This window comes from Streptomyces sp. SudanB182_2057 (assembly GCF_964272715.1).
Classification (GTDB): domain Bacteria; phylum Actinomycetota; class Actinomycetes; order Streptomycetales; family Streptomycetaceae; genus Streptomyces; species Streptomyces rubradiris.
On sequence record NZ_OZ186798.1, the window covers coordinates 3231208 to 3256893 of the forward strand.

22 protein-coding genes are annotated in these 25686 nt (G+C 72.1%); 14 read left to right on the top strand and 8 right to left on the bottom strand.

All coding sequences use genetic code 11. From position 1 onward, the window contains the following. Window positions 1-129: 129 nt before the first annotated feature. On the bottom strand, window positions 130-876 hold the full coding sequence (ppgK, locus tag ACSURM_RS13725) for a polyphosphate--glucose phosphotransferase (protein ID WP_436955270.1): 747 nt from the start codon (window positions 874-876) through the stop codon (window positions 130-132). A 29-nt stretch (window positions 877-905) separates the two neighbouring features. Next, window positions 906-1922: a 4-hydroxy-3-methylbut-2-enyl diphosphate reductase gene (locus ACSURM_RS13730; protein WP_391342948.1), complete on the bottom strand. Its 1017-nt coding sequence runs from the start codon at window positions 1920-1922 to the stop codon at window positions 906-908. Window positions 1923-1986: 64 nt separating this feature from the next. Between ACSURM_RS13730 and ACSURM_RS13735 the strand changes: the two genes are divergently transcribed. The 4 genes from ACSURM_RS13735 (at window position 1987) to ACSURM_RS13750 (ending at window position 5593) form a co-directional block, all read left to right on the top strand. Continuing rightward, complete coding sequence (locus ACSURM_RS13735; protein WP_436955271.1) at window positions 1987-3345, top strand: APC family permease; 1359 nt, start codon at window positions 1987-1989, stop codon at window positions 3343-3345. Window positions 3346-3428: 83 nt separating this feature from the next. Beyond that, window positions 3429-4637 (top strand): exodeoxyribonuclease VII large subunit, encoded by a 1209-nt coding sequence (xseA, locus tag ACSURM_RS13740; protein ID WP_436955272.1) that lies wholly within the window; start codon window positions 3429-3431, stop codon window positions 4635-4637. After that, complete coding sequence (locus ACSURM_RS13745; protein ID WP_436955273.1) at window positions 4634-4861, top strand: exodeoxyribonuclease VII small subunit; 228 nt, start codon at window positions 4634-4636, stop codon at window positions 4859-4861. Before xseA ends, ACSURM_RS13745 begins: the two co-directional genes overlap by 4 nt. Before the next feature lie 141 nt (window positions 4862-5002). Continuing rightward, window positions 5003-5593: a malonic semialdehyde reductase gene (locus ACSURM_RS13750; RefSeq protein WP_436955274.1), complete on the top strand. Its 591-nt coding sequence runs from the start codon at window positions 5003-5005 to the stop codon at window positions 5591-5593. 175 nt (window positions 5594-5768) lie between these two features. Here the strand turns inward: ACSURM_RS13750 and ACSURM_RS13755 are convergent, their stop codons facing one another. Both ACSURM_RS13755 and ACSURM_RS13760 read right to left on the bottom strand, forming a co-directional pair. Beyond that, complete coding sequence (locus ACSURM_RS13755; protein WP_436955275.1) at window positions 5769-7007, bottom strand: erythromycin esterase family protein; 1239 nt, start codon at window positions 7005-7007, stop codon at window positions 5769-5771. Window positions 7008-7078: 71 nt separating this feature from the next. Further along, a complete protein-coding gene (locus ACSURM_RS13760; RefSeq protein ID WP_436955276.1) occupies window positions 7079-7606 on the bottom strand; it encodes a DUF4245 domain-containing protein in 528 nt (175 codons plus the stop codon). 127 nt (window positions 7607-7733) lie between these two features. On the opposite strand from ACSURM_RS13760, the gene glpX reads away from it, so the two are divergent. Next, complete coding sequence (gene glpX / locus ACSURM_RS13765) at window positions 7734-8768, top strand: class II fructose-bisphosphatase (protein WP_436955277.1); 1035 nt, start codon at window positions 7734-7736, stop codon at window positions 8766-8768. Window positions 8769-8831: 63 nt separating this feature from the next. On the opposite strand, the gene ACSURM_RS13770 is transcribed toward glpX, so the two are convergent. Together ACSURM_RS13770 and ACSURM_RS13775 are read right to left on the bottom strand one after the other, a co-directional pair. Continuing rightward, window positions 8832-9206 (bottom strand): WhiB family transcriptional regulator, encoded by a 375-nt coding sequence (locus ACSURM_RS13770; protein WP_189997456.1) that lies wholly within the window; start codon window positions 9204-9206, stop codon window positions 8832-8834. Window positions 9207-9380: 174 nt separating this feature from the next. After that, the gene (locus ACSURM_RS13775; protein WP_436955278.1) at window positions 9381-10058 is read right to left on the bottom strand and encodes a DUF1707 SHOCT-like domain-containing protein; all 678 of its coding nucleotides are present in this window, start codon (window positions 10056-10058) and stop codon (window positions 9381-9383) included. A 145-nt stretch (window positions 10059-10203) separates the two neighbouring features. Between ACSURM_RS13775 and ACSURM_RS13780 the strand changes: the two genes are divergently transcribed. Next, window positions 10204-11874 carry a fumarate hydratase gene (locus ACSURM_RS13780; protein ID WP_436955279.1) on the top strand — a complete coding sequence of 557 codons (1671 nt, stop codon included), beginning with the start codon at window positions 10204-10206 and terminating at the stop codon, window positions 11872-11874. Window positions 11875-11954: 80 nt separating this feature from the next. Here the strand turns inward: ACSURM_RS13780 and ACSURM_RS13785 are convergent, their stop codons facing one another. Next, window positions 11955-13478, bottom strand: a complete 1524-nt coding sequence (locus tag ACSURM_RS13785; protein ID WP_436955280.1) for a ricin-type beta-trefoil lectin domain protein — start codon at window positions 13476-13478, stop codon at window positions 11955-11957. Window positions 13479-13581: 103 nt separating this feature from the next. Between ACSURM_RS13785 and ACSURM_RS13790 the strand changes: the two genes are divergently transcribed. From ACSURM_RS13790 to ACSURM_RS13800, 3 genes are all read left to right on the top strand, one after another. Then, the gene (locus ACSURM_RS13790) at window positions 13582-14979 is read left to right on the top strand and encodes a class II fumarate hydratase (protein ID WP_359040968.1); all 1398 of its coding nucleotides are present in this window, start codon (window positions 13582-13584) and stop codon (window positions 14977-14979) included. An 82-nt stretch (window positions 14980-15061) separates the two neighbouring features. Beyond that, complete coding sequence (gene fomD, locus ACSURM_RS13795; RefSeq protein ID WP_436955281.1) at window positions 15062-15751, top strand: cytidylyl-2-hydroxypropylphosphonate hydrolase; 690 nt, start codon at window positions 15062-15064, stop codon at window positions 15749-15751. Window positions 15752-16019: 268 nt separating this feature from the next. Then, window positions 16020-18122, top strand: a complete 2103-nt coding sequence (locus tag ACSURM_RS13800) for a SpoIIE family protein phosphatase (protein ID WP_436955282.1) — start codon at window positions 16020-16022, stop codon at window positions 18120-18122. Window positions 18123-18191: 69 nt separating this feature from the next. Here the strand turns inward: ACSURM_RS13800 and ACSURM_RS13805 are convergent, their stop codons facing one another. Next, window positions 18192-20522 (bottom strand): transglycosylase domain-containing protein, encoded by a 2331-nt coding sequence (locus tag ACSURM_RS13805; RefSeq protein WP_436955283.1) that lies wholly within the window; start codon window positions 20520-20522, stop codon window positions 18192-18194. A gap of 216 nt (window positions 20523-20738) precedes the next feature. On the opposite strand from ACSURM_RS13805, the gene ACSURM_RS13810 reads away from it, so the two are divergent. The 5 genes from ACSURM_RS13810 (at window position 20739) to ACSURM_RS13830 (ending at window position 25626) form a co-directional block, all read left to right on the top strand. Continuing rightward, the gene (locus tag ACSURM_RS13810) at window positions 20739-21650 is read left to right on the top strand and encodes an SPFH domain-containing protein (protein WP_436955284.1); all 912 of its coding nucleotides are present in this window, start codon (window positions 20739-20741) and stop codon (window positions 21648-21650) included. Next, window positions 21647-21898, top strand: coding sequence for a hypothetical protein (locus ACSURM_RS13815; RefSeq protein WP_436955285.1), 252 nt, complete (start codon window positions 21647-21649; stop codon window positions 21896-21898). Before ACSURM_RS13810 ends, ACSURM_RS13815 begins: the two co-directional genes overlap by 4 nt. A 187-nt stretch (window positions 21899-22085) precedes the next feature. Next, window positions 22086-22610, top strand: a complete 525-nt coding sequence (locus tag ACSURM_RS13820) for a PadR family transcriptional regulator (protein ID WP_344348408.1) — start codon at window positions 22086-22088, stop codon at window positions 22608-22610. Further along, window positions 22607-23296 carry an ABC transporter ATP-binding protein gene (locus ACSURM_RS13825; protein ID WP_289971406.1) on the top strand — a complete coding sequence of 230 codons (690 nt, stop codon included), beginning with the start codon at window positions 22607-22609 and terminating at the stop codon, window positions 23294-23296. The genes ACSURM_RS13820 and ACSURM_RS13825 overlap by 4 nt, the downstream gene beginning before the upstream one ends. Beyond that, complete coding sequence (locus ACSURM_RS13830; RefSeq protein WP_436955286.1) at window positions 23293-25626, top strand: ABC transporter permease; 2334 nt, start codon at window positions 23293-23295, stop codon at window positions 25624-25626. Before ACSURM_RS13825 ends, ACSURM_RS13830 begins: the two co-directional genes overlap by 4 nt. Window positions 25627-25686 lie beyond the last annotated feature (60 nt).

Below are 25686 nucleotides of genomic sequence, written 5' to 3' on the forward strand. Positions count from 1 at the left end.
CCGGACTGTGACTGTCGCCGGCCGGCACCCGTCAACCCTGGCCCGGCAGGCAGCGACCCTCCCGAAGGGACCGCAAGCCGCCAACGGCTCCGCCCTGCGCCCTCTGCCCTCCGGCCTTCGCCCTCCGGCTCAGGCCGACTGCGCCGCTCTCATCGCCGCCCCCACGATGCCCGCGTTGTTCTGGAGCCGGGCCGGGACGATCTCGGCCTTGACGTCCTCGATGAGGTGCAGGAACTTGTCCGCCTTGCGGCTGACGCCGCCGCCGATGATGAACAGTTCCGGTGAGAACAGCATCTCCACGTGCCGGAGATACCGCTGGACGCGGCGCGCCCACCGCTCCCAGCTGAGGTCGTGGTCCTCCTTGGCCTTGCTGGAGGCGCGCTTCTCGGCCTCGTGGCCGTTGAGCTCCAGGTGGCCCAGTTCCGTGTTGGGGAGCAGGACGCCGTCCACGAAGACGGCGCTGCCGATGCCGGTGCCGAAGGTGAGCAGGACGACCGTGCCGCGGCGGCCCCGGCCGGCGCCGAACTCCATCTCGGCGACGCCCGCCGCGTCCGCGTCGTTCACCACGGTCACCGGCAGGCCGCCGAGCCGGTCGGCGAACAACGCGCGCGCGTCCGTGTCGATCCAGCTCGGGTCCACGTTCGCGGCCGTACGCACCGTGGCGCCGCCGGTGACCACTCCGGGGAAGGTCAGGCCGACCGGCCCGGTCCACCCGAAGTGGTCCACCACCTGCTTGACCCCGTCGGCGACGGCGCCGGGCGTCGCCGGATGCGGGGTGAGCACCTTGTGGCGCTCCTGTGCCAGGTCGCCCCGGCCGAGATCCACGGGAGCGCCCTTGATCCCGGATCCGCCGATGTCCACGCCGAAGATCTGCATGGCTCCACGTTACGACGGACCACTGACAGTCACGCCGCGGGTGTGCCGCTCCCGCCGCGCTCGGCCACCAGTGCCGCCGCCTCCTCGCGCAGGTCGCGGCGCAGTTCCTTGGGCAGCGAGAAGGTGATGGTCTCCTCGGCCGCCCTGACCAGCTCCACGTCGCCGTAGCCGCGCTCGGCGAGCCACTCCAGGACCTGCTCGACCAGCACCTCGGGCACGGAGGCGCCGGAGGTGACGCCGACGGTGGTCACGCCCTCCAGCCAGGACTCGTCGATCTCGTCGGCGAAGTCGACCAGGTGGGCGTCGCGGGCGCCGGCCAGCTTGGCGACCTCGACCAGCCGCTTGGAGTTGGAGGAGTTGCGCGAGCCGACGACGATGACCAGCTCGGCCTCGGCGCCCATCTGCTTCACCGCGAGCTGACGGTTCTGGGTGGCGTAGCAGATGTCGTCGCTGGGCGGGGAGACGAGGCCCGGGAACTTGGTCTTCAGGGCGTCGACGGTCTCCATGGTCTCGTCGACGGAGAGGGTGGTCTGGGAGAGCCAGACGACCTTGGAGGGGTCGCGGACCTCGACCTTCTCGACGTCCTCGGGGCCGTCGACCAGCTGGATGTGGTCGGGGGCCTCGCCGGAGGTGCCGATGACCTCCTCGTGGCCCTCGTGTCCGATCAGGAGGATGTCGTAGTCCTCCGCGGCGTACCGGACGGCCTCCTTGTGGACCTTGGTGACAAGGGGGCAGGTGGCGTCGATGGTGGCGAGCCGGCCGCGGCGGGCCTCGTCGTGCACCACGGGCGCGACGCCGTGCGCCGAGAACATGACGATGTTGCCGGGCGGCACTTCCTCCGTGCGCTCTACGAAGATGGCGCCCTTCTTCTCCAGGGTCTGCACCACGTACTTGTTGTGGACGATCTCGTGCCGGACGTAGATCGGGGCCCCGTACTGTTCCAGGGCTTTCTCGACGGCGATCACGGCGCGGTCCACGCCGGCGCAGTAGCCCCGGGGGGCGGCGAGCAGGACACGGCGGCCAGACGAAGCGGTCATGCGTCCCATCGTAAGGCCGCGTTCACAAGCGCAGAGATCGCTTCCCCACACCGCGCGGGGAAGACTTGTGTGTATGTCCGACACCGGAACGACAACCTCCGAGGCCGACGCGGGCCATCGCCTCCGGCGCAGCCTGGGCCTGCGGGACCTCGTGGTCTACGGGCTGCTGTTCATCGCCCCCATGGCGCCGGTCGGTGTGTTCGGGGCGCTGGACGCCAGATCGCACGGCGCGGTGGCGCTGGTGTACGCGGTGGCGACGGTCGCCATGGGGTTCACGGCGTTCAGCTACGCGCAGATGGTGCGGGTCGTACCTCAGGCGGGGTCGGTGTACGCCTACGCGCGCGTGGGGCTCGGTAAGGGGGCCGGGTTCGTCGCCGGCTGGATGGCGATGCTGGACTACGTGCTCATCCCCGCGGTGGCCTACCTCTTCTCCGGGATCGCGATGAACGCGCTGGTCCCGGAGGTGTCCCGGTGGGTGTGGACGGCGCTGGCCGTGGTGCTGACGACCCTGCTGAACCTGTGGGGCGTACGGGCCGCCGCGCGCGTGGGCTTCGCCGTGCTGGCCCTGGAGATCGCGGTCCTGCTGGTGTTCGTGGTCTCGGCCGTCGTCGTACTGGCCCGGGACGGGGCGGAGCGGGGGCCGCTGTCGCCGCTGACGGGGGACGGTACGCAGGGGGGTTTCGCGGCGGCCGCGGTGCTCGGCGCGGTGTCCGTGGCGGTCCTGTCCTACCTGGGTTTCGACGCCATCGCGACGTTCGCCGAGGAGGTCACCGGAGGCTCGGCGCGGGTGGCGCGGGCGCTGCTGTTCTGTCTGGCGCTGGCGGGGGTGCTGTTCGTCGCGCAGACGTATCTGGTGGCGCTGCTGGAGCCGGTGTCCTCCGCGGAGCTCGCGCGCGACCCGGGGCGGCAGGGGTCGGCCTTCTACGACGCGGTGGACTCCTCGGTCGGCACGTGGCTGCACGACCTGGTGGCCGCGAGCAAGGCGCTCGGAGCGGCGTTCGCGGCGCTGGCGGGGCAGGCGGCGGCCGGACGGCTGCTGTTCGCGATGGGCCGCGACCGGCGGCTGCCGCGCGGGCTGTCCCGGACGGACGGGGGCGTACCGCGGGTCGCGCTGGTGTGCGCGGCGGTGGTCACGCTGGTCGCGGCGGGGTGGGCGGCACGGCGGGACGACGGGCTGGACAAGCTGGTCTCGGTGGTCGACATCGGCGCCCTGTCGGCGTTCACGCTGCTGCACGCGAGCGTGGTGGGCTATTTCGTACGGCGCCGGGGGGAGGTGAGCTGGTGGCGGCACGTGCTGGTGCCGGTGGCCGGGGCCGGCATCACGGTGGCCGTCATCGTGGCGGCGTCCGGGGTGGCCCAGGTGGTGGGGGCGGTGTGGCTGGTGATCGGCCTGGGGGTGCTGGTGACGCAGCGGCGACGGATTCCCGGATAGGCGGCCTGTGCGCCCCGAAGGACGCGGGCAGCCGGACCCGCACGGCCACCCCGCTGTCAGTACCGGCCGTTACTCTCGACCGCATGGCTGTGAACACGTCCCCGGAGTCCCCCTTGCCCGTAGGCGAGGTGTCGCGGCTGATCGGGCGATGGATCGACCGGCTCGGCGCGGTGTGGGTCGAAGGGCAGATCACGCAGTTGTCGCGCCGCCCCGGCGCCGGTGTCGTGTTCCTCACGCTGCGCGACCCGTCGCACGACATCTCCGTGAGCGTGACCTGCTACCGCCAGGTCTTCGACGCGGTCGCGGACGTCGTCGGCGAGGGCGCCCGTGTCGTCGTACTGGCGAAGCCCGAGTGGTACGCGCCCCGCGGCCAGCTGTCCCTGCGCGCCGCCGAGATAAGGCCCGTCGGCGTCGGTGAGCTGCTGGCCCGGCTGGAGCAGCTGAAGAAGTCCCTGGCGGCGGAGGGGCTCTTCGCGCCGGAGCGGAAGACGGCGCCGCCGTTTCTGCCGCAGCTGATCGGGCTGGTGTGCGGCCGGGCCTCCGCCGCGGAGCGGGACGTGCTGGAGAACGCCCGGCACCGCTGGCCCGCCGTCCGCTTCGAGGTGCGCAACGTCCCCGTGCAGGGCGTGCACGCCGTCCCGCAGGTCGTGCAGGCGGTCAAGGAGCTCGACGCGATGGACGAGGTGGACGTGATCATCGTCGCGCGGGGCGGCGGCAGCGTGGAGGATCTGCTGCCGTTCTCCGACGAGCAGCTGGTGCGGGCGGTGGCCGGCTGCCGTACGCCCGTGGTGTCGGCGATCGGGCACGAGCCGGACACCCCGCTGCTGGACTACGTCGCCGACCTGCGCGCCTCCACGCCGACGGACGCGGCCAAGAAGGTCGTGCCCGACGTGGGCGAGGAGCTGGAGCGGGTGCGGATGCTGCGCGACCGGGCCCGGCGCTGCGCGGCGGCGTTCGTCGAGCGGGAGGAGCGCGGGCTGGCGCACGCCCTGGCCCGGCCGGCGATACAGGATCCGCACCGGATGCTCGACGAGCGCGGCGACCACGTGCTGTCCCTGCTGGAGCGCGGCCGGCGGACGCTGGGGCATCTGCTGGACCGCGCGGACTCGGAGCTGACGCACACGCACGCGCGCGTGGTGGCCCTCTCCCCCGCGGCGACGCTGCGGCGCGGCTACGCGGTGCTGCAACGGGCGGACGGGCACGTGGTGCGCGATCCGGCCGAGGTGACGGCGGGCGAGGCGCTGCGGGCCCGCGTCGCCGACGGTGAACTGACGGTGAAGGTGGACGGATGACGAGCAAGGTGGACGAGGCGCTCTCCTACGAGCAGGCCCGGGACGAGCTGATCGAGGTCGTACGGCGGCTGGAGGCGGGCGGTACGACGCTGGAGGAGTCCCTGGCGCTGTGGGAGCGCGGCGAGGAGCTGGCCAAGGTGTGCCGGCGCTGGCTGGAGGGGGCCCGGGCCCGGCTGGACGCGGCGCTGGCCGAGGAGGAGGGCTCCGAGGGGTCGGACGAGTAGGCGGTACGTGCGGTGCGGGCTGTGAGGCGGGTCACCGCGCCCCCCTCTTAGTTGAACGTTAAACCTCACTGGCGTAGGGTCGACCGCGTCAGCCAATCCGGCCTCCCGCCGGACCGGACGCGCACCCCAGGAAGTACACGCATGTCTCTCGTTCTTGACGCCGCCGCCCAGGACCTGCTGTTCCGCGAGGCCCGTACCGCCAACTCCTTCACCGACGAGCCGGTGACCGAGGAGCAGGTGCAGGCGATCTACGACCTGGTCAAGTACGGCCCCACCGCCTTCAACCAGAGCCCGCTGCGCATCACCCTGGTCCGCTCCCCCGAGGCCCGCGAGCGCCTGGTCCGGCTCATGGCCGAGGGCAACCAGCCCAAGACCGCCGCCGCCCCGCTGGTCGCGATCCTGTCCGCGGACAACGAGTTCCACGAGGAGCTGCCGGCCCTCTTCCCGCACTTCCCGCAGGCCAAGGACGCCTTCTTCAGCGAGCGTGCGGTCCGGGAGGGCGCCGCCGCGATGAACGCCACCCTCCAGGCCGCGTACTTCATCATCGGCGTCCGCGCCGCGGGCCTGGCCGCCGGCCCGATGACCGGCCTCGACTTCGAGGGCGTCCGCAAGGAGTTCCTGGACGACGACCACACCCCGCTGATGGTCGTCAACATCGGCAAGCCGGGCCCGGACGCCTGGTTCCCGCGCTCCCCGCGCCTGGCCTACGAGGACGTCGTCACCAGCGTCTGACGCTCCCGTACGCACGAGGAGGCCCCGGCGCCGAAGCGACACCGTCGGTGCGTCCCGGGGCGAACGTGACACCGGCCTTCATGACCCGTTGTGGTCGTGGAGGCCGGCGTCGTGTTCGGGGGCCGTCGGTGTCGCCGCACACGAGTGCCTGCCGGCCGATGCCGGCTCCGCCCCTCTAGGCCGGCAGAGGCCGGGAGCCGGTCGACACCGCGACGTAGGCCAGTCCGTCGTACTCCTCGGCCGGGGAGACGGGGCTCAGGTGGAAGCGGTACGTCCAGCGCGGCACCACGGCGCCGAAACTCCGCATGTGGTGCCGGCCGTCGAGCCACTCCCGTACCGCCGTCGGCGCGGTGGCCGCACCGCGCAGGTCCACGAGATGGTCGCCCGGGCTGGCCGTGGCGAGCCGGGCTTCCACGGTGCCCGGGTGGGCGGGACCGATCCGGTGGGTGCCGAGGGCGCCGGCTCCGGGGCGGGACCAAGGGCCGGGCCACATCCGGCGGGCGCGGAAGGAGCCGCTGCCGAACAGCAGACCGAGCGCGTAGTAGGCGTCGCCGAACCGTGTGCGCAGGTGCCGCCCCATCGCCGGTACCGCGCCGCCGTAGCGGCTTTTGGTGATGTGCCCGTTGTGAGCCCAGAGGGCGATCTTGACGGAGGGATCGGCGAGAAGTTCCCCGACGGCCTCGGCCATGTACCGGTCGCGTGCGGCGAACACGGTCTGCTCGGGGTTCGTGTGCTGCCTGGCGCCCGTCACCAGGTCGGCGGCCCGCACCAGGATGCGGGCGTGCCGGAGGGCGTCGGCCGCTTCAGGGCCGTGTCCGCGGAGGAACACCAGCAGTTCTTCCGCATCGCGCACCAGGCGCCGCCGGGGATCGGGGTGCGATCCCGGGTATGCCTCGGCGAGCACGCGGAGCGGGGAGAGAAGACCGGCCTCGCGATCCGGCGCCACCTCGCGCAGGAAGGAGCCGACTACGGCCAGGGATCCGCCGCACTTTTGCGGGTCGATACCTACGAAACGCACCTTCTGGCCTTCCGGGCGCCCCCGGTTGTACGCGCGCATCCACTCGATCATCCCGAGCACCTCACGGGTGCGCCAGGTCCAGAACCGCAGCCCGGCGAGCACTTCCGCGGCGTCACCGACGCCTCGGCGGACGTAGGCGTCCACGGCCGGACCGGCCGATGCGCTGGCCTCCATGGCCAGAACCGAGAACCCCATCTCTTCGACGAGGAACTCCAGCAGGCGGTGCTTGAGCCGGAAGAACTCGCTCGTCCCGTGGGTGGCCTCTCCCATGCCCACGATCCGCACGCCGTCGAGGATGCTCTTCAGCGGCTGGAGGTCGGCGGTGGACACACCTGCGGTCAGACCGCTCAGAGGCAAGGCGGCCCTGGCCAGCCAACGCGTCACCTCGTCGGACACGGCCTTCCCCCTCCGTCGCCACTACCCCCGGCGTCAAAGTTCGCGGCGATGCTACCGGAGCGCGCCTGCGGTCACTCCGCCTTCAGGGCCGCCGCCAGGGTCGTCAGTTCCTTGAAGGAGGCGGTGCCGGCCACCACCGTGGTGGAGCCGGGGGTGTCCTCCAGGACCAGGGCGTCGTACCGGCCGCCGGTGTAGCGGGTCCAGGTGCGGCCGTCGATCCGCTCGGTCCGCTCGGTGGCCGAGCCGCCCTGCGTGGCGGTGGCGATGAAGTCGGTGCGCTTGCGCGTGGACTGCTCGACCTGGGCGTACTCGCCGTCCGGGGTCCGGAAGCCGAGGTGCCAGCGGTTGGCGTCCTTGCCCTCGGAGCGTACGGAGGTCGGCTTCCAGGTACTCGGCAGGCCCTCGGGCGCGGCCACCGGGTAGCTCGCCGCGCGACGGGCCGTGAGCAGCTCGACCCGGTAGTCGACCCGCTGGATCTCGGGAGCGTGATCGTCGTGCGGGATGGTGAAGAAGTACACGACCAGCGACGCGATGACGATCAGGGCCAGGGAGAGCACCATGTCCCGGGCCGTCTTCTGCTTGCGGTTCGAACCTGCCACGCCCCCTATCGTCGCAGGTGTCCCAAGCGCTCATCCGTGGGGTCCCCTGCTCATTTTGTATGCCTAACGATAGAGTCGAGGCCAAGACCCTCATCCGGCCGTCGTCGTATCAGAAAGGTGCGCTCCGATGACCGAACACCATCACCTGCCGTCCGAGCTCGATGTTCCCTCGGAGGCTCCCGACCGCAACCTCGCCCTGGAGCTGGTCCGGGTGACCGAGGCCGCCGCCATGGCCGCGGGCCGTTGGGTGGGGCGCGGCGACAAGAACGGCGCCGACGGTGCCGCGGTGCGCGCCATGCGGACCCTCGTCTCCACCGTGTCGATGAACGGCGTGGTCGTCATCGGCGAGGGCGAGAAGGACGAGGCCCCGATGCTCTTCAACGGGGAGCACGTGGGCGACGGCACCGGCCCCGAGGTGGACATCGCCGTCGACCCGATCGACGGCACCACGCTGACCGCCAAGGGCATGCCGAACGCGATCGCCGTCCTCGCCGCCGCCGAGCGCGGCGCGATGTTCGACCCGTCCGCCGTGTTCTACATGGACAAGCTGGTCACCGGACCAGAGGCGGCCGACTTCGTCGACATCAACGCGCCCGTCGAGGTGAACATCCGCCGGATCGCCAAGGCCAAGCGGTCCGCGCCGGAGGACGTCACCGTCGTCATCCTCGACCGGCCCCGGCACGAGGGTCTGATCCGGGAGGTCCGGGAGGCCGGCGCGCGCATCAAGCTCATCTCCGACGGCGATGTGGCCGGTTCGGTGTACGCGCTGCGCGAGGGCACCGGCGTCGACCTGCTGCTCGGCGTCGGCGGCACCCCCGAGGGCATCATCTCGGCCTGTGCCGTGAAGTGCCTCGGCGGGACCATCCAGGGCAAGCTGTGGCCGAAGGACGACGAGGAGCGGCAGCGGGCGATCGACGCCGGGCACGACCTGGACCGGGTGCTCACCACGGACGACCTGGTCGCCGGGGAGAACGTCTTCTTCGTCGCGACCGGCATCACCGACGGGGAGCTGCTGCGCGGGGTCCGGTACCGCTCGGAGACGGCGCTGACCGAGTCCATCGTGATGCGGTCGAAGTCGGGGACGGTCCGCCGGATCGACTCCGAGCACCGGCTGCGGAAGCTGCGGGCCTACAGCGCGATCGACTTCGACCGGGCCAAGTAGGGAACGCCGCACCCGAGAGAAGGGGCACCCTCCCGCGCGGAGGGTGCCCCTTCTTCGGCCGTCTCAGCCCGCCATGCGGTTCGCCGCCGCCCGCGCCGCCTTCTTCAGCTCCACCTCGCGGCGGCGCCGGCGCGCCAGGACCACCCGGCGCTCGGCCGCCGTCAGCCCGCCCCAGACGCCGTAGGGCTCGGGCTGGAGCAGGGCGTGCTCGCGGCACTCGACCATGACCGGGCAGCGGGCGCAGACCCGCTTGGCCGCCTCCTCGCGGGACAGCCGGGCGGCGGTCGGCTCCTTCGACGGGGCGAAGAACAGCCCGGCCTCGTCGCGCCGGCACACCGCCTCGGTGTGCCAGGGTGCGTCTTGGTCCCTGTCTCGCGCTGGCACCCGCTGGACCGGAACGCCAGCTACCTGCAGGGACGAATGCGGCGGTTGCAGCACGGTCTACTCCTGACGACGGCTTCGCGAGCGAGAGACGATGCAGCAAGGCCTACCCGCTGTGCGTACGCCTATGCACAGCGTTGGCGCCGGCGAGCGCGCGGCGGCTCGTTCCCGCCCCCGCCCCGGCGGCACCGACGGACCGGAACGTTCCGGTCACCGGCGGATTCACGACCGTCAACGGCCCAGGTAGCCGCTCAGCTTGCGGTCGACCTTGTCCTGGACGCGCTCCAGGATGTCCGAGACGGTCCGGCCGCGCCGGGGCCGCGCCTCCACGGCGCCGAGGACCGCCCAGCCGTCGACGTGGACGACCGGCGCCGCGGGGTCGGCGGAGTCCAGCGTGCTCACCTCGAACCTGCCGAGCACCCCGCCCCCGGTGCCGCGCAGCGCGATGTTCTCCGGGACCCGGATCCGGACCTCGCCGAAGACGGAGACGGCCTTGATGACCACGTGCTGGTATTCGAAGATCGCCTCGCTGAGGTCGATCTCCACGCTGCCGAAGACCGCGTACGCGTGCAGCCTGCGCCCGGCGCGCCAGCGGCCCCGGCGCACGGCGCCGCTGAACACCGCCACCACGTTGGCGTCGGCCGCCGCCGGTATCGCGCCCGGCCCGGGGCGGGGCGGAACGGGAGCGGCGGGTGGCTGATGGGCGGCGGGCAGGTCCCGGATGAAGTCCTCCAGTTCGCCCACCGTCCTGGCGCGCAGCACTCCGTCCACGCGCTCGGCGTGCTCGTCGGCGGTCAGCCGGCCCTCGGCCAGGGCCTCGCGCAGTATGTCGGCGATCCGGTCGCGGTCGGCGTCCGAGGCGCGCAGGCCGGTCGCGGGTGTGGGTGCGGTCTGCTTGTGTAGGTCCACGACGGCAGCGTACCGAAACGCGATAGATCGCGACAGCCCTGACTGAGCGCCACCTCACAGATTCACGTCCGGCGGCAGGTTCTACGCTGGGGAGGCTCGCCAGCGTCGGCGGGCCGCCGTCCGTCAGAGTGAGGAATGGGCTGAGATGCCTGAGTTCGCGTACACCGATCTGCTCCCCCAGGGCGAGGACACCACCCCGTACCGGCTGGTGACCTCCGAAGGCGTGTCCACCGTGGAGGGCCCGGACGGCCGGACGTTCCTCAAGGTGGAGCCGGAGGCGCTGCGCAAGCTGGCCGAGGAGGCCATCCACGACATCCAGCACTACCTGCGCCCGGCCCACCTGGCGCAGCTGCGCCGCATCATCGACGACCCCGAGGCGTCGGCGAACGACAAGTTCGTGGCGCTCGACCTGCTGAAGAACGCGAACATCGCGGCGGCCGGCGTGCTGCCCATGTGCCAGGACACCGGCACCGCGATCGTCATGGGCAAGCGCGGCCAGAACGTGCTGACGGCCGGCGAGGACGAGAAGCACCTCTCGCACGGCATCTTCGACGCCTACACCAAGCTCAATCTGCGCTACTCGCAGATGGCTCCGCTCACCATGTGGGAGGAGAAGAACACCGGCTCCAACCTGCCGGCCCAGATCGAGCTGTACGCGACCGACGGCGGTGCCTACAAGTTCCTGTTCATGGCCAAGGGCGGCGGCTCGGCCAACAAGTCCTTCCTGTACCAGGAGACCAAGGCCGTCCTGAACGAGTCCTCCATGATGAAGTTCCTGGAGGAGAAGATCCGTTCGCTCGGTACGGCCGCCTGCCCGCCGTACCACCTGGCGATCGTCGTCGGCGGCACCAGCGCGGAGTACGCGCTGAAGACCGCGAAGTACGCCTCCGCGCACTACCTGGACAACATGCCGGCCGAGGGCTCGCCGCTCGGCCACGGCTTCCGGGACAAGGAGCTGGAGGAGAAGGTCTTCGAGCTGACGCAGAAGATCGGCATCGGCGCGCAGTTCGGCGGCAAGTACTTCTGCCACGACGTCCGCGTGGTCCGGCTGCCCCGGCACGGCGCGTCCTGCCCGGTCGCCATCGCCGTCTCCTGCTCCGCCGACCGCCAGGCCGTCGCGAAGATCACCGCCGAGGGCGTCTTCCTGGAGCAGCTGGAGACCGACCCGGCGCGCTTCCTGCCCGAGACCACGGACGAGCACCTGGACGAGTCGTCCGACGTGGTGAGGATCGACCTGAACCAGCCGATGGACACGATCCTCGCCGAGCTGACCAAGTACCCGGTCAAGACCCGGCTGTCGCTGACCGGCCCGCTGGTCGTGGCCCGTGACATCGCGCACGCCAAGATCAAGGAGCGGCTGGACGCGGGCGAGGAGATGCCGCAGTACCTGAAGGACCACCCGGTGTACTACGCCGGTCCGGCCAAGACCCCCGAGGGCTACGCCTCCGGTTCCTTCGGCCCGACCACGGCCGGCCGCATGGACTCCTACGTGGAGCAGTTCCAGGCGGCGGGTGGCTCGAAGGTGATGCTCGCCAAGGGCAACCGCAGCAAGCAGGTCACCGACGCGTGCGCCGCGCACGGCGGCTTCTACCTCGGCTCCATCGGCGGCCCGGCCGCCCGCCTGGCCCAGGACTGCATCAAGAAGGTGGAGGTCCTGGAGTACGAGGAGCTGGGCATGGAGGCCGTCTGGAAGATCGAGGTCGAGGACTTCCCGGCGTTCATCGTGGTGGACGACAAGGGCAACGACTTCTTCCAGGACCCGGCCCCCCAGCCGACGTTCACCACCATCCCGGTACGGGGTCCCGGCCTGGCCTAGTCACGCACCGGGCCGGCCCGGTCCGCACGCGAGAACCCGGGGCGGGCGCCGTACGAGGGGTGCCCGCCCCGGGCCTGCGGTCAGCTGAAGCGCTGGGCCGCCGAGCCGTCGCAGGTCTGGAGCCTGGCCCGCTCCTTCGCCGCCGTCAGGGTCACGCACAGGCCCGGTGCCGCCGCCGGGCGCAGGGTGCCCGCCTGGCGGACGAACCGCTGGTTGGCGCCGCCGTGGCAGTTCCACAGGACCAGGCCCGTACCGGCGCTGTAGGAGCCGTCCGGCACGTCCAGGCAGCGGTCGTGGGTCAGCTCCAGGTGCAGCGCGCCCCGCCCGGTGTCGTACCACCAGCCCTGGTTGCGGCCCCCGTGGCAGTCCCAGCCGAGGATTTCGGTGCCGTCGGCGCTGGCTCCGCCCGAGGCGTCGAGGCAGGCGCCGGTGGCCTGGCCGGTCAGCGGGCGGAACGCGTCGTCCCAGGCGCCCGGGTACAGCTCGGGGGTGCCGGTGCTCGCCGGGTCGGCGCAGCCCGCCTCGCGCAGTCCGGAGCCGTAGAACCGGGTCAGGCACGCGGCGAAGGCGGCGTGGCCGCGGGCGTTGGGGTGGAAGGACTGCCGGACCGAGTTGGCGTCCGGCGGGAAGGGGTTGGCCAGGTCGACGGACAGGCCCCGCGCCCAGGTGTCCTCCATGCAGACCTCGTGGCCGTGGAAGAGCCGGGAGTTGTCCAGGAAGGAGGCGCCGCTGCGCCGGGCCGCCTCGCGCATGCCGCGTTCGAAGAGCGGGACGGCGCTGTCGCGGCCCCAGGCGCTGTCGGAGTCGTAGCCGGTGCAGCCGCCCGGGAGCTTGCCCGGGAAATCGGGGTTGTCGTGGATGTCGGGGCCGATGGGGCTGGGGTAGCCCATGAGGACCAGCTTGTAGTCGCCGTCGGCGTAGCCGGCGTCCCGCATCACCGTCCTCAGGTCGGCGACGGTGGCCTCCACCTTGGGCACGAGGGCGTCCACCCGGGCCTGCCAGCCGGGCGCGTACTTCGGCTCGCAGGCACCCTGGAGGGTGAGGTAGCGGGTGACGCAGTCGGTCATCACGGGCCCGAACTGGAGGTCGTCGTTGGCGCCGGCGACGAGGACGATCATCTTGATCCGGGTGGTGCGGGCCTTGACCGCGAGGCTGTCGCTCTGGACGAGTTCGTCGGCGTACTGCTTGGCGCCGCCGATGCGGATGTTGCCGGAGTAGGCGCCCGAGCAGGCGACGTTGTAGGTGACGTCGGCCGGGATGCCGGTGCGGTGGATGGCGGCCTGGGGCGAGCGGTGGCACCAGTTGTCCGGGCCGTTGGTGCCCGCTTCGTACGAGCCGACGCCCTCGCCGGAGATCTCGCTGTCACCCAGGGAGATGAGCGAGGTCTTGCGGTCGGCGAGGGGCCGCTCGGCCGGGTCGCCGTAGAGTGCGGTGGCCTCGGCGGCCCGGACGCGTTCCAGGTCGGGCGGGAGCGGGGTGGCCGCCGCGGCGGCGGGGGCCGCGTGGGCGGTGGGGGCCGCGAGGCCCGCGAACACGGTGGCGGCCGTCGCGACAGCGGCGGCCGTACCTCTGATCCTGGACCCGATGGATCCGACGCGTTTCATGACGCCTCCCCGATGCAGGTGTTACCCACGGTTTTTACTGGCGGGTAGTCAGATAGGGAATACGCGTGACGCGACACGTGCTCATGTTTTCGGAGGTACGACGATGACGACCGAAGAGCCGCAGTACCGGATCGAGCACGACTCGATGGGCGAGGTCCGGGTCCCGGCCCATGCCAAGTGGCGCGCGCAGACCCAGCGCGCCGTCGAGAACTTCCCCGTCTCCGGACAGCGCCTCGAACGGGCCCACATCGAGGCCCTGGCCCGCGTCAAGGCCGCGGCGGCCAAGGTGAACGCCGAGCTGGGAGTGCTGGACGAGGACATCGCGGGGGCGATCCAGGAGGCGGCCGGAGAGGTCGCCGCCGGCCGCTGGGACGAGCACTTCCCGGTGGATGTCTTCCAGACCGGCTCCGGCACCTCGTCCAACATGAACACCAACGAGGTCATCGCGACGCTGGCCACCGAGCGGCTCGGGCGTGCCGTGCACCCCAACGACCACGTCAACGCCTCGCAGTCGTCCAACGACGTCTTCCCGTCCTCGATCCACATCGCGGCCACCGCGGCCGTCACCCACGACCTGATCCCGGCCCTGGAGCACCTGGCCGCGGCCCTGGAGCGCAAGTCCGCCGAGTTCGCGGACGTGGTGAAGTCCGGACGGACCCACCTGATGGACGCCACCCCGGTGACCCTCGGCCAGGAGTTCGGCGGGTACGCGGCGCAGGTCCGCCACGGCGTCGAGCGCCTGCACGCCTCCCTGCCCCGCCTGGCCGAGCTGCCGCTGGGCGGCACGGCGGTGGGCACCGGCATCAACACCCCGCCCGGGTTCTCCGCCGCCGTCATCGAGGAGGTCGCCCGGGTCACCGGGCTGCCGCTCACCGAGGCCCGCGACCACTTCGAGGCCCAGGGCGCCCGCGACGGCATCGTGGAGACCAGCGGGCAGCTGCGGACCATCGCGGTCGGCCTGACGAAGATCGCCAACGATCTGCGCTGGATGTCCTCCGGCCCGCGCACCGGGCTGGCCGAGATCCGGCTGCCCGACCTCCAGCCCGGCTCCTCGATCATGCCGGGCAAGGTCAACCCGGTCGTCCCCGAGGCCGTGCTGATGGTCGCCGCGCAGGTCATCGGCAACGACGCCACCATCACCACCGCCGGTGCCGCCGGCAACTTCGAGCTGAACGTGATGCTCCCGGTCCTCGCCAAGAACGTCCTGGAGTCGATCAGGCTGCTCGCCAACGTCTCCCGGCTGCTGGCCGACCGGACCGTCGACGGCATCACCGCCGACCGCGAACGCGCCCGCGAGTACGCCGAGTCGTCCCCGTCCGTCGTCACCCCGCTGAACAAGTACATCGGTTACGAGGAAGCCGCGAAGGTCGCCAAGAAGTCCCTCGCCGAGCGCAAGACCATCCGCGAAGTCGTCCTGGAGAGCGGGTACGTGGAGCGCGGCGACCTGACGCTGGAGCAGCTCGACGAGGCGCTGGACGTCCTGCGGATGACGCGCCCCTGACGGCGGCGAACGTTTCCGGCCACCCGGGGCGGCCGTGACGCGCGCCGCAGCGACGCATGCCGACGGCACCTAAAATCTGTCCATGACGGACGACGGAGCGATGGCACGAGTGACGGCGGGAGCGGCGGCGCACTGGACCCCGGGGACGCACATCCTGTGGCGCTACCGGGAGAACGGGGGCGAGCAGTTCCACATCGCCCGGCCCGTCACCGTCGTACGCGACGACGCCGACCTGCTGGCGGTGTGGCTGGCCCCCGGCACCGAGTGCGTGAGACCGGTCCTGGCCGACGGCACGCCCGTGCACCTGGAGCCGCTGGAGTCCCGCTACACCAAGCCGCGCACGGTGCAGCGGGACCGCTGGTTCGGCACCGGCGTGCTGAAGCTGGCCCAGCCCGGCCGGCCCTGGTCGGTGTGGCTGTTCTGGGAGCCGGGCTGGCGGTTCAAGAACTGGTACGTCAATCTGGAGCAGCCGCTCGCGCGTTGGGCGGGCGGGGTGGACTCCGAGGACCATTTCCTGGACATCACCGTGGGCCCGGACCGCAGTTGGCGCTGGCGGGACGAGGACGAGTTCGCGCAGGCCCAGCGGGACGGGCTGATGGACCCGGCGACCGCCGAACGGGTGCGGGCGGCGGGCCGGGAGGCGGTCGACGTGATCCGGGCGTGGGGACCGCCGTTCCCGGACGGCTGGCAGAACTGGCGCCCGGATCCCTCCTGGGGAGTACCTTCTCTACCCGAGGACTGGGACCGCACGCCCGCGCATGTGTCCTCATGAGACCCTTGATGCGCCCCCGGACGGCAAACGTAGGATCGTCCTCCGCAAGGGCGCGTGAACGCAACCACCGGAGCATGCGCCGGGGCTGACCGATCGTCACCGAGGGACGGCAGGACGTGAGCGAGGGGTACCAGGGCACCACCACGAAAGCCGGCCCCGCGGGAATTCCGTTCCCTGGGCACGTATTGCGGGTATCGGGACTTCGGCGGGACCAACTGCGCGCCCGGCGCATCCGGCGCGCAGCCCCGGACGGACGGATGCGACACGCGTGACGGAGCAGCCCACCTCCATCGAGCGCCCCCAGCCGGGCGCCGACCCCGCGGAGGCCCGCGGGGCGTTCCTGTGTGCCCCGGAGCAGTCCGCGCGGCACCCCGTCGAGCCGGCCTTACCCGCGCAGGCCCGCGCCGACATCACGCCCGCCGGCCCGGGCACGGCCACGTCCCGTGGCAAGGGAGAGGACGGCATGGGGAAGGAGCACCCGGTGGGCGGCCCCGAACACTCCCAGCCCGCCGTCACCGAACCCGACGCGCTGCGCCCGCGGCCCGCGCCGGACGGCATCCCGGCGCAGCCCGGCACCGATCCGGAGCGCGCGCCGGGCGGTTCCGAGCGCCGTACCGGGCGGGCGGTGCCGTCGGGGCGGCCGATGCCGATGCGGCGGGACGGCGACCGGCTCAGGTTCGTCGGCGCGGCCACCCGGCGCATCGCCCGCGGGCTCGACCTGGACGAGATCGTGATGGGCCTGTGCCGGGCCACCGTGCCGACGTTCTCCGACGCGATCCTGGTCTACCTGCGCGATCCGCTGCCGGTCGGCGACGAGCGGCCCACCGGCCCGGTGGTGCTGCGGCTGCGCCGCACCGACCGGATACCGGACGAGCGGGACACCGAGGGAGTGCTGCTGCCGGCGGCGTTCGAGCCGGAGCCCGAGCCGTCGGTGCTGGCGGACCTGTCGGCGCTGACCACCGAGCTGTGCGAGGTACGGCCGGGCGGCGCGCTGAACGAGGTGCTGCGCGGGGTGCGCCCGGTGTTCGCCGACGCGCCCGCCGCCCGGGCCGCGCTGCCCGAACTGCTCGGCGAGAGCGGGGAGGGCGTCGTACCGGGCGGGCAGCACGCGATCCTCGCGCCGCTGCGCGGCCGGCGCCGGGTGATCGGCGCGGCGCTGTTCCTGCGCCGCCCGGACCAGCCGGCGTTCGAGGCGGACGACCTGCTGGTGGCCGCGCAACTGGCCACGCACAGCGCGCTGGGCATCGACAAGGCGGTGCTGTACGGCCGGGAGGCGTACATCGCCGACGAGTTGCAGCGCACCATGCTGCCCGAGACCCTGCCCCGGCCCACCGGCGTCCGGCTGGCCTCGCGGTACCTGCCGGCGGCGGAGACCGCGCGGGTCGGCGGCGACTGGTACGACGCGATCCCGCTGCCGGGCAGCCGGGTCGCCCTGGTCGTCGGCGATGTGATGGGCCACTCGATGACCTCGGCGGCGATCATGGGCCAGCTGCGCACCACCGCGCAGACGCTGGCCGGGCTCGATCTGCCGCCGCAGGAGGTGCTGCACCACCTGGACGAGCAGGCGCAGCGCCTGGGCACCGACCGCATGGCGACCTGCCTGTACGCGGTCTACGACCCGGTGACGCACCGCATCACGATCGCCAACGCCGGCCATCCGCCGCCCGTGCTGCTGCACCTGGGCGGCCGGGCCGAGGTGCTGCGGGTGCCGCCGGGCGCGCCGATCGGGGTCGGCGGGGTGGACTTCGAGGCGGTGGAGCTGGACGCGCCCGCCGGGGCGACCCTGCTGCTGTACACCGACGGGCTGGTGGAGTCCCGGCTGCGGGACGTGTGGACCGGCATAGAGCAGCTGCGGGAGCGGCTGGCCGCGACCGCCCGGCTGACCGGGCCGGACCATCCGCCGCCGCTGGAAGCGCTCTGCGACGAGGTGCTGGACATGCTCGGCCCGGGCGACCGGGACGACGACATCGCGCTGCTGGCGGCCCGGTTCGACGGGATCGCGCCGAGCGATGTCGCGTACTGGACGCTGGAGCCGGAGCGCACCGCCCCCGGCCAGGCCCGCCGGCTGGCCCGCCGGGCGCTCGCCCGGTGGGACCTGGAGGACCTGTCGGACTCGGTGGAGCTGCTGGTCAGCGAGGTGGTGACGAACGCGGTGCGGTACGCGTCGCGGCCGGTGACGCTGCGGCTGCTGCGCACGGACGTGCTGCGCTGCGAGGTCGGCGACGACGTGCCGCAGTTGCCGCGGCTCAGGCAGGCCCGGGCCACCGACGAGGGCGGACGCGGCCTGTACCTGGTCAACAAGCTGGCCCGGCGCTGGGGCGCGACCCGGCTGAGCACCGGCAAGGTGGTCTGGTTCGAGCTGAACCGCTGAGCCGTCAGCCGCTGTGACGCAAAGGGGCGCCCGGAGTCTCCTCCGGGCGCCCCTTTGCGTGTACGGGCCCTACTGGCCGAAGTGGAAGCCGCCGCCCTCGTCGTCGTCCGGGTCGGGCGAGTCCTCGGTGGTGGGCTCCGTCGGCAGCCCGGTGCTGGGCGTCCCGGACGGCGTCTGCGACGGCGTGCGGGACGGCGTCTGGCTAGGCGTCTCGGACGGCGTCTGCGACGGCGTGCGGGACGGCGTCTCGCTCGGGGTCTCGGACGGCGTCTGCGACGGCGTCGTGGACGGGGTCGGCGGCGCGCTGCGGGTCGGCGGCGGGGGCGGCGCGACGGCCGCGCCCTGCGTGGTGTCCAGGTCGAACGCGGACCGGTCGGTGACGCCGAAGGTGTAGGCGGCCCAGATCTCCGCCGGGTAGCCGCCGCCGTTGATCCGGCCGCGCCCCGGAATCAGTCCGGTCGCGCCCTCCATGGACACATGGCCGTGGGTCTTCGGGTCCTCGCCGAACAGGCCGACGGAGGTGACCAGGTCGGGGGTGTAGCCGGTGAACCAGGCCGACTTGTTCTCGTCGGAGGTGCCGGTCTTGCCCGCCACCTGCTGGCCGTCGCGCAGCGGGTTGGCGGCCACGGACGTCTTGGCCGTACCGTCGTCCACCACGCCGGTGAGCACCGAGGTGACCGTGTCGGCGACCGTGCGGCTGAGCACCGTGCCGCCGACGGGGTCCGGTATGTCGACCGAGCGGCCCTGGCTCTCCGCCGACTTGATGATGGTCGGGGTCACCTTGTGGCCGTGGTTGGCGAAGGTGGCGTAGATGCCGGCCATCTCCAGGGGGCTCGCGCCCATCGAGCCGAGCGTCTGGGCGGGTACCGCCGGCATGCCCTTGGTGTCCATGCCGAGGTTGCTCGCGGTGCTCATGACGTCGTCCATGCCGACGTCCACGCCCATCTGCGCGAAGACGGAGTTGACGGACTTGTTCATCGCCTCCTGGACGGTGATCTCGTCGTAGTCGGCCTCGTCCTCGTTGGGCGGGGCGAAGCCGACCGGGCGGCCGTGGTCCACCACCGGGCGCCGGTTGCCCCCGTCGTAGAGGGTGTTGGCGGTGATGGGCTTGCCGGCCTGCGTGGTGGCCTCGCGCTCCAGGGCGGCGGCGAGGATGACCGGCTTGAAGGTGGAGGCCGGCTGGTAGTCCCTGCGGGTCGCGTTGCTCGTCCAGTGCTCGTAGTAGTTCTGGCCGCCGTAGAGCGCGACGATCTTGCCGGTCTCGGGGTCCACGGAGACGGCACCGGGCTGGATGTCGCCGTCGACCTTGCGCTTGGTCTTGTCGAGCTTGCTGGTCAGCTCGCTGCGGACGGCCCGCTCCAGCGCGGCCTGCTTCTTGCGGTCGATGTTGAGGGTGATGGTCCAGCCCTTCCCCTCGACCGCGTTCTCCGCCTGCGACTGGGTCAGGCCCTCCTGCGCCATGAGCTGCTGTTCGAGCTGCTGGTTGGCCAGCTCGACCAGATAACCCTTCTGCCCGTCGAGGCCGGGGGCGCGCTTGGGCTCCTTGATCTTGGGGAAGCGCATGGCCGTGCGCTGGGCCTTGGTGAGCCAGTCCTCCTCGACCATGTTGTCCAGGACGTAGTTCCAGCGCTCGGTGACCAGCCGCTTGCCGGTGTCGGTCGCCACCGCCCAGTCGTACTGGCTCGGCGCCTGGAGCAGCGCGGCCAGATAGGCGCCCTGCTCGACCGTCAGGTCCTCGGCGTCGACGCCGAAGTAGGCCTGGGCGGCGGCCTGGATGCCGTAGGCGTTGCGGCCGTAGTAGCTGGTGTTGATGTAGCCGGCGAGGATGTCGTCCTTGGACTTCTCGCGGTCCACCTTCAACGAGATGACCAGCTCCTTCAGCTTGCGCGTGACGGTCTGGTCCTGGTTGAGGTAGTAGTTCTTGACGTACTGCTGGGTGATCGTGGAGCCGCCCTGCTTGCCCCGGCCGCGCAGGGTGTTGAGCAGGCCGCGGGCGGTGCCCTTGAAGTCGACGCCGGAGTCGCTGTAGAAGCTCTTGTTCTCGGCGGCGACGAAGGTCAGCTGGACCTTGCGGGGCACCTTGGACAGGTCGACGATCTCGCGGTTGACCTTGCCGCTGCGGGCCAGCAGCGTCCCGTCGCTGAACTTGTAGACGTTGCTCTGCTGCCGGGCGGCGGCATTGCCCTCGGGGATGTCGACGTACAGGTACAGGCCGATGAAGCCGAGGATGGCGAGCAGGCACACTCCGAAGACGGTGCCGAGGATCTTCTTCCAGGTGAACATCCGGCGCAGGAGGCTCTTGGTGGGCTTGCCGGCCGCCGCGGGTTCGGAGCGGCGGCGCTTGGACGCCGCGCGGTGACCGCCGCGCTGTCGCGCTCGTCTCTCTTCCGCTCGTCCCATGGGTCCCTACGCTCGCTTCCGTCTCGGGGTCAGCTCCGAAAGCTAACACCCGTCTATATGACAAAGGGCGACCGATCCGGTCTTTTACGGACGTGACAATCAGCACCCGCCCCTAAGGAACCGACGTTCGAGGGGAGTTCAGGGTTGCCTGCGCCGCAAAAAGTGATATCACTTAGCTAGACCAACGCTAGACGCTCCAACGAACGGGGAACACCCATGTCCGACATACCCGAGATGCCCACCCCGCGCGTGCGCGAGTTCCAGGCCCACAGCATCGGCGGCGGGCTCGCGCTGCTGCTCGGCCTGCTCGGGCTCGGCGTCGCGGCCGCCCTGTTCGCGTCCGCCGGGGCCGTCTCCTCGGCCGGCGTCCGGGGCGGGCTCATCGCCGCCGGTGCCGTCGTACTGCTCGCCGCCCTCATCGCGATGCGCGGCCTGAACACCGTGGCGCCGGGCGAGGCCCGGGTGGTCCAGCTCTTCGGGCGCTACCGGGGCACGATCCGGCAGGACGGCCTGCGCTGGGTGAACCCCTTCACCTCCCGGACCCGGATCTCCACCCGGGTGCGCAACCACGAGACCGCCGTACTGAAGGTCAACGACGCCTACGGCAACCCGATCGAGCTGGCCGCGGTCGTGGTGTGGAAGGTGCGCGACACCGCCCAGGCCACCTTCGAGGTGGACGACTTCGCCGAGTTCGTCGCCACGCAGACCGAGACGGCCGTGCGGCACATCGCCATCGAGTACCCCTACGACTCGCACGACGAGGACGGCCTCTCGCTGCGCGGCAACGCCGAGGAGATCACCGAGAAGCTGGCCCGCGAGCTCCAGGCACGGGTGGAGACGGCCGGAGTGGAGATCGTCGAGTCGCGGTTCACGCATCTCGCGTACGCTCCCGAGATCGCCTCGGCGATGCTCCAGCGGCAGCAGGCGGGCGCGGTCGTCGCGGCCCGGCGGCAGATCGTCGACGGCGCCGTGGGCATGGTGGAGGCGGCACTGGCCCGGATCTCGGAGGCGGACATCGTGGACCTGGACGAGGAGCGGAGGGCGGCGATGGTGTCGAACCTGATGGTGGTGCTGTGCGGTGACCGGGCCCCGCAGCCGGTCCTGAACACCGGAACCCTCTACCAGTGACCGACCCGGCACAGACCCCCGGGAACCGGCCGCGGCAGCGCAAGCAGGTGCTGCTGCGGCTGGACCCGGCGGTGTACGAGGCGCTGGCCCGGTGGGCCGGGGACGAGCTGCGGTCGGCGAACGCGCAGATCGAGTTCCTGCTGCGGCGCGCCCTCGCGGAGGCGGGGCGGCTGCCGGGGGACGCGGGTCCGCTGCCCCGCCGGGGCCGGCCGCCCGGCGACTCCGGCCCCGGCACCCCGCCGGCCTGAGCCGGGCTCCCGCACAGGGGCCCGGCCGTCGTCGTACCCAGCACCCGGGGTCGTGACGGCGTACCTGGCGCCCATGGCTGTTACGAAACCCTGACAATGGCGCTTCACCTGCGCCGACACACTCCTGTGGGCCTACTCTGCACCGGGTGTATACATGGTGGGTATACACGCTGTGTAGAGTGCCGCCATGTCCATCGGTCACACCCTCCTCGGACTCCTGGAGTCCGGCCCGCGCCACGGCTACGACCTCAAGCGCGCCTTCGACGAGAAGTTCGGTCACGACCGGCCGCTGCACTACGGCCAGGTCTACTCCACGATGTCCCGGCTGCTGAAGAACGGCCTCGTGGAGGTCGACGGCATCGAGGCCGGCGGCGGCCCCGAGCGCAAGCGGTACGCCATCACCGACGCCGGCATCACCGACGTCGAACGCTGGCTCGCCACCCCGGAGAAGCCGGAGGAGTACCTCCAGTCGACCCTCTACACCAAGGTCGTCCTCGCCCTCCTCACCCACCGCGACGCCGCCGACGTCCTCGACACGCAGCGGTCCGAGCACCTGCGCAGCATGCGCATCCTCACCGACCGCAAGCGCAAGGGCGACCTCGCCGACCAGCTGATCTGCGACCACGCCCTGTTCCACCTGGAGGCCGACCTGCGCTGGCTGGAACTCACCGCGGCGCGCCTCGACAAGCTCCGTGCGGCGGTGACCCGATGACCCCTCCCCCCGGCTCCCTGCTCGTCGCCGAGGACCTGCGCAAGAGCTTCGGCCCCACGGTCGCGCTCGACGGCGCCGGCTTCTCCATCCACCCCGGCGAGGTCGTCGCCGTGATGGGCCCCTCCGGCTCCGGCAAGTCGACGCTGCTGCACTGCCTGGCCGGCATCGTGCCGCCCGACTCCGGCTCCATCACCTACGACGGCCGCGAACTCTCCGGCCTGAGCGACACCGAACGCAGCGCGCTGCGCCGCAGCGACTTCGGGTTCGTCTTCCAGTTCGGCCAGCTGGTCCCGGAGCTGACCTGTGTGGAGAACGTGGCCCTGCCGCTGAGGCTGAACGGCAGCCCCCGCAAGGAGGCCGAGCGGGCCGCGCTCACCTGGATGGAGCGCCTGGAGGTGGACGACCTCAAGGGCAAGCGGCCCGGCGAGGTCTCCGGCGGCCAGGGCCAGCGGGTCGCCGTGGCGCGGGCACTGGTCACCGGCCCCCGGGTGGTGTTCGCCGACGAGCCGACCGGCGCGCTCGACTCCCTCAACGGCGAACGGGTGATGGAGCTGCTGACCGACGCGGCCCGCTCCACCAACGCGGCCGTCGTCCTGGTCACCCACGAGGCCCGGGTGGCCGCCTACTCCGACCGGGAGATCGTCGTACGCGACGGCAGGTCCCGGGACATGGAGCGCGCCATATGAACCTCCGGCAGTGGTCCAGGGACCTGGGCATGGGCGTCCGGTTCGCCGTCACCGGCGGGCGCGAGGGCTGGGTCCGGATGGTGCTGACGGCGGTCGGCGTCGGCCTGGGCGTGGCGCTGCTGCTGCTGACGACCGCGGTGCCGAACGTGCTGACGGCACGGCACCAGCGCGAAGAGGCCCGCCTGGACCTCACCTACAGCGCGGCCGTGCCGTCGAAGGGCGAGAACACCGTGCTGGTCGGCATGGCCGACACCAGGTGGCACGACAAGGACGTCCGGGGCCGCTTCCTCCAGCCCGAGGGCCCGCGGGCGCCGCTGCCGCCGGGCGTGGACCGCTTCCCCGCGCCGGGCGAGATGGTGGTCTCCCCCGCGCTGAAGAGGCTGCTCACCTCCGACGAGGGCAGGCTGCTGCGGGAGCGGCTGACGGAGCGGATCACCGGCACGATCGGCGAGCCCGGGCTGATCGGCTCGCACGAACTGGCCTACTACGCGGGCACCGACCGTCTGGTGGTCAAGAAGGACAGCGCGAACGTGGTGCGGCTGACCGCGTTCGGGGACCGGCACCCGACGACCGAACGCACCGACCCGGTGCTCATCATGATGACGCTGGTGGTGTTCGTCGCCCTGCTCACCCCGGTCGCCGTGTTCATCGCCGCGGCCGTGCGGTTCGGCGGCGAGCGGCGCGACCGCCGGCTGGCCGCGCTGCGGCTGGTCGGCTCCGACCGCCGGATGACCCGCCGGATCGCGGCGGGCGAGGCGCTGGCCGGAGCCGTGCTCGGCCTGGCCGTCGGTACGGTGTTCTTCCTCGCCGGACGGCAGGCGGTGGGCTCGGTGGAGGTGCTCGGCGAGAGCTTCTTCCCCAGCTATCTGAACCCCTCGCCCGCGCTGGTCGTCCTGGTCGCGGTGGCGGTCCCGGCCGCCGCGGTCGGGGTGACGCTGTTCGCGATGCGCCAGGTGGCTGTCGAGCCGCTCGGCGTGGTGCGCACGGCCAGGCAGGCCCGGCGGCGCCTGTGGTGGCGGCTGCTGCTGCCCCTGGTGGGTCTCGCGCTGCTGTACCCGATGATCGGCAAGGGCCGGTCCAACGGCGACTTCAACAAGTACCTCGTCGTCGGTGGCGTGCTGCTGCTCCTGGTCGGCATCACCGCGCTGCTGCCCTGGCTGGTGGAGGCGGTCGTGGCCCGGCTCGGCACGGGCCCGGTCTCCTGGCAGCTGGCCGTACGCCGGCTCCAGCTGAGCAGCGGCACGGCGGCCCGCATGGTCAACGGCATCGCCGTGGCGGTGGCCGGGGCGATCGCGCTGCAGATGCTGTTCGCCGGTGTGGAAGGGCAGTACACCAAGGACACCGGCAAGGATCCGCAGCGGGCGTCGGTGGAGATCAACCTCTCGGACGGGTCCGCGCTGTCCGCAGCGGCCCGCGAGTTCCCCCGGACCAAGGGCGTACAGGCGGCGGTGGCGATCTCCTCCGGCTCGATGGGCGACCGGCGCCGCGACCCCGACAGCACGGTGGGCCTCACCGTCGGCACCTGCGCCGCGCTGCGCGAACTGGCCAAGCTGCCGTCCTGCCGGGAGGGTGACGTGTTCGTCGTCCCGGACGCGCGCGACGAGCCCGACGACCTGACCCTCACCCGGCCGGGCCGGCACGGCTTCATCGACGCCACCTACTCGGACGGCGTGCGCGGGCGCGAGATCCCCTGGACGGTACCGGCCGGAGTGCGCCAGGTCAGCGCGCGCAAGGACGCGCTCCAGTCGTACGTCAACGGCCTGCTGGTCACCCCGTCCGCGCTGCCCGCCGCGGCCGCGCCGACGCTGTACCACCAGGTCTACGCCCGTCTGGACCTGTCGGTGCCGGAAGCCGAGCAGTACGTGCGCAACACGGCGGCGCGGGTGGACCGGCTCTCGTCCGTCTGGCACTGGGCGGCGACCACCCAGTCCCGCAAGTACACCTCCCTGCGCAACGGCCTGTTCCTCGGCGCGGTCTGTGTGCTCGCGCTGATCGGGGCGAGCCTGCTGGTCTCCCAGCTGGAGCAGTTGCGCGAGCGGCGCAAGCTGCTGTCGTCACTGGTTGCCTTCGGCACCCGGCGCCGCACGCTGGGGCTGTCGGTGCTGTGGCAGACGGCGGTACCGATCGCGCTCGGCCTGCTGCTGGCCTCGGCGGTGGGCCTGGCCCTCGGCTCGGTGCTGCTGCGGATGACAGCCACGACGGTGACCGTCGACTGGGCGAGCGTGCTGTCGATGGCGGGCGCGGGAGCCGGAGTGGTCCTGGTGGTCACCTTGCTCAGCCTGCCGCCGCTGCTGCGCATGATGCGGCCGGAGGGCCTGCGCACCGAGTGAATCCGCCGTCGGCCGGGCGCGGCTCCGTGGTCGCCGGCCGCGCCCGCGCGGCGGAGCCGC

Coding starts and splice junctions, on each gene's coding strand:
- ppgK (WP_436955270.1), bottom strand. CDS start 876: ATGCAGATCTTCGGCGTGGACATCGGCGGATCCGGGATCAAGGGCGCT.
- ACSURM_RS13730 (WP_391342948.1), bottom strand. CDS start 1,922: ATGGGACGCATGACCGCTTCGTCTGGCCGCCGTGTCCTGCTCGCCGCC.
- ACSURM_RS13735 (WP_436955271.1), top strand. CDS start 1,987: ATGTCCGACACCGGAACGACAACCTCCGAGGCCGACGCGGGCCATCGC.
- xseA (WP_436955272.1), top strand. CDS start 3,429: ATGGCTGTGAACACGTCCCCGGAGTCCCCCTTGCCCGTAGGCGAGGTG.
- ACSURM_RS13745 (WP_436955273.1), top strand. CDS start 4,634: ATGACGAGCAAGGTGGACGAGGCGCTCTCCTACGAGCAGGCCCGGGAC.
- ACSURM_RS13750 (WP_436955274.1), top strand. CDS start 5,003: ATGTCTCTCGTTCTTGACGCCGCCGCCCAGGACCTGCTGTTCCGCGAG.
- glpX (WP_436955277.1), top strand. CDS start 7,734: ATGACCGAACACCATCACCTGCCGTCCGAGCTCGATGTTCCCTCGGAG.
- ACSURM_RS13780 (WP_436955279.1), top strand. CDS start 10,204: ATGCCTGAGTTCGCGTACACCGATCTGCTCCCCCAGGGCGAGGACACC.
- ACSURM_RS13785 (WP_436955280.1), bottom strand. CDS start 13,478: ATGAAACGCGTCGGATCCATCGGGTCCAGGATCAGAGGTACGGCCGCC.
- ACSURM_RS13790 (WP_359040968.1), top strand. CDS start 13,582: ATGACGACCGAAGAGCCGCAGTACCGGATCGAGCACGACTCGATGGGC.
- fomD (WP_436955281.1), top strand. CDS start 15,062: ATGACGGACGACGGAGCGATGGCACGAGTGACGGCGGGAGCGGCGGCG.
- ACSURM_RS13805 (WP_436955283.1), bottom strand. CDS start 20,522: ATGGGACGAGCGGAAGAGAGACGAGCGCGACAGCGCGGCGGTCACCGC.
- ACSURM_RS13810 (WP_436955284.1), top strand. CDS start 20,739: ATGTCCGACATACCCGAGATGCCCACCCCGCGCGTGCGCGAGTTCCAG.
- ACSURM_RS13820 (WP_344348408.1), top strand. CDS start 22,086: ATGTCCATCGGTCACACCCTCCTCGGACTCCTGGAGTCCGGCCCGCGC.
- ACSURM_RS13825 (WP_289971406.1), top strand. CDS start 22,607: ATGACCCCTCCCCCCGGCTCCCTGCTCGTCGCCGAGGACCTGCGCAAG.
- ACSURM_RS13830 (WP_436955286.1), top strand. CDS start 23,293: ATGAACCTCCGGCAGTGGTCCAGGGACCTGGGCATGGGCGTCCGGTTC.